This is a genomic window from Streptomyces sp. NPDC054847, from assembly GCF_053610925.1.
This window is the reverse complement of sequence record NZ_JBSGZJ010000673.1, coordinates 1-2,539: the sequence shown is the minus strand read 5'-3', so window position 1 is coordinate 2,539 and position 2,539 is coordinate 1. Positions and strand designations below refer to the sequence as shown.

4 protein-coding genes are annotated in these 2,539 nt (G+C 72.4%); 2 read left to right on the top strand and 2 right to left on the bottom strand.

Annotation, left to right across the window (positions count from 1 at the left end; translation table 11 throughout):
- Both ACWGH4_RS34035 and ACWGH4_RS34030 read right to left on the bottom strand, forming a co-directional pair.
- A partial coding sequence (locus ACWGH4_RS34035; protein WP_453467652.1) for an AfsR/SARP family transcriptional regulator occupies positions 1–348 on the bottom strand: 348 nt, incomplete at its 3' end.
- A gap of 2 nt (positions 349–350) precedes the next feature.
- The gene (locus tag ACWGH4_RS34030; RefSeq protein ID WP_441267267.1) at positions 351–1,088 is read right to left on the bottom strand and encodes an alpha/beta fold hydrolase; all 738 of its coding nucleotides are present in this window, start codon (positions 1,086–1,088) and stop codon (positions 351–353) included.
- 270 nt (positions 1,089–1,358) lie between these two features.
- On the opposite strand from ACWGH4_RS34030, the gene ACWGH4_RS34025 reads away from it, so the two are divergent.
- Both ACWGH4_RS34025 and ACWGH4_RS34020 read left to right on the top strand, forming a co-directional pair.
- Entirely contained in the window at positions 1,359–2,180 is an 822-nt protein-coding gene (locus ACWGH4_RS34025; protein ID WP_441267266.1) for a BTAD domain-containing putative transcriptional regulator, read from the top strand.
- Positions 2,181–2,262: 82 nt separating this feature from the next.
- Positions 2,263–2,539, top strand: a 277-nt coding sequence (locus tag ACWGH4_RS34020) for a thioesterase II family protein (protein ID WP_453467649.1), incomplete at its 3' end; no start/stop codon positions are given.

Below are 2,539 nucleotides of genomic sequence, written 5' to 3'. Positions count from 1 at the left end.
ACTCAGCAGATAACCGGTCGGCAGCGTGCTGATCCACTCGTGACCCGCCGCCCCCGGCCCGTCCGCGGCGGGCAGCAGCCGCCGCAGCCGGGCCACATGGGCCTGCAGCGCGTTCGCGGCGTTCGCGGGCGGCTCGTCGCCCCACAGCTCCTCCGCCAGCCGGTCCACACTCAGCAGCCGGCCCGCGTGGATCACGAACGCGGACAGCAGCGCACGCTGCTTCGAACCGGGCGGCGCGATGTCCGCGCCGGTGAGCCCGTCGCGTATCTCCACCGGCCCCAGCAGCCGGAACTCGGTGGGCGCCGTGCCCCGCGCCGCGGGCGGGGCGGGGCGGACCGGCGCCGGCACGGTCAACGGGGCACCGCGCGCACGGCGCCGTCCAGGGCCAGGGCGCAGTGGACGTCATCGGCGATCTGCCCGGTCAGCGCGGAGGGATCGTCCTGGAAGTAGAAGTGCCCGCCGTCGAACAGATGCAGGCCCACGAAACGCGTCGACCGCTCGGCCCAGCCGGCCAGCCGCCCCGGCGGGGCCACCGCGTCACGAGTGCCGCCGAAGACCGACAGCGCCACGGGCAGCGGCTCGGTCTGCGGCTTCGGACGCCAGGTCTCCACCAGCCGCAGATCGCCCCGGATGGCCGGCGCGAACAGCTCCCACAGCTCCGCGTCCTCCAGCACCGCCGCGGGCGTGCCGCCCATCGCGGCCAGCTCACGGCGCAGCCCGGCGTCGGACAGCAGATGCCTGCCGCTGTTCTCGCCCTGCGGCAGCGGCGTGCTGCGCGCCGACAAACCCAGCCACAGCGGCGGCCTGCGCCCCAGATCCAGCAGCCGCCGGGTCAGCTCGTAGGCCACCAGACCGCCCATGCTGTGCCCGAACAGTGCGTAGCGGCCCTGGAGCTCGGGCCCCAGCTCGTCGAGGAAGTGGTCCACGAGCCGGTCCGCGTCCCCGATCGCGGGACGGTCGGACAGCAGACCGCGGCCGGGGGCGTCCACCAGCCGCACGTCCCAGCCGGCCGGGAAACGGCCGGGCCAGTCGCGGTACAGCAGATGCGAACCACCGGCGTGGTGGAACACGAACAGGCGCAGCTCCATGGTGCCTCCGTGGTGCCCGTCTCGACGGTCCCGTGTGCGGAACCACGGACGATAGCCGCCCGGCAAGGACGGTGTTCAGCCGTCCGAGTCTTCTTCGACCACCCGTACAAGCGTTCTCGATCGAACGGCTCCTTCCGCCGAAGTGCCTTGTTGGAGGGCTGCTCAAGCACGGGTCGAAATCTCGGGGCCGTCCTTCGAACGCGACTAGCGTGCTGCGCGCCGACGGCTTTGAGCCATCGAGGGAACTCGACCAGGTAACGGGAGGAAACCGTGGAGATTCAGGTTCTGGGTCCGTTGAGCGCACACGTCAACGGAATGTCGATCGTTCCGACCGCGGGCAAACCACGCCAGATTCTGGCGCTGCTCGCCTTCTACCCGGGGCGGGTCATGCCGGTGCCGACCCTGATGGAGGAGATCTGGGGCACCGAACTGCCCCAGAGCGCCATGACCACCCTGCAGACGTACATCCTTCAGCTGCGCCGCCGGCTGGGCACCGCGATGGGCCCCGACGCGCCGGGCACCGCGAAGGAGGTACTGGCGACCCGGCACGGCGGCTACCTGCTGCAGATCCCGCCGGAGGCCGTCGACGTGCACCGCTACGAACAGCTGGTGTCGGCGGGCCAGAGCGCCTTCGAGGACGGCGAGGACGAACGGGCCGCGCACCTGTTCCGCGACGCGCTGGCGATGTGGCACGGGCCGGGACTGGTGGACGTGCGGGTCGGCCCGATCCTCGAGATCGAGGTCCTGCGGCTGGAGGAGAGCCGGCTGGTCACCGTGGAGCGGCGGATCGACGCCGACCTGCGCCTGGGCCGGCACAGCGAACTCATCGCCGAACTGACCGACCTGACCGCCCGCCACCCGCAGCACGAAGGGCTCCACTCGCAGGCCATGGTGGCCCTGTACCGATCGGGCCGGCAGGCCACCGCGCTGGACATCTACCGCAGGCTGCGCACACGGCTGATCGAGGAACTGGGCGTGGAGCCCTCGCCCCAGCTGCAGCGGCTGCACCACGCCATGCTCACCGTCGACCCGGCGCTGGACGTGGTCAGCGGCCCGCGCCGCGGCTCCACGTTCGGCCTCTACGCCGCCTGAGCCCGAGCGGATCTCGAGGCGCGCAGGCGATCCTGGTACCGGCGCACCCGGCCCCAGGGCGCCCCAGGAGGAGGGACGACAGATGTCGGACGCACAGCAGGTACGGCTCCACTGCTTCGCGCACGCGGGAGCCGGTGTCTCCTCCTTCCACGGCTGGCCGGCCGAGCTGGGAACGGGCGCCGTGCCCGTGCCGCATCTGCTGCCGGGCCGTGAGGCCAGGCGCCGCGAGCCGCGCATCACCGGCCGTGAGGCCCTGCTGAGCGATCTGCTGGGCATCTTCACGCACGAGCCGCCCGGCCCGTACGTGCTCTACGGCCACAGCCTCGGCGCGATGGTCGCCTACACCCTCACCCGCGCCC

Coding starts and splice junctions, on each gene's coding strand:
- ACWGH4_RS34030 (WP_441267267.1), bottom strand. CDS start 1,088: ATGGAGCTGCGCCTGTTCGTGTTCCACCACGCCGGTGGTTCGCATCTG.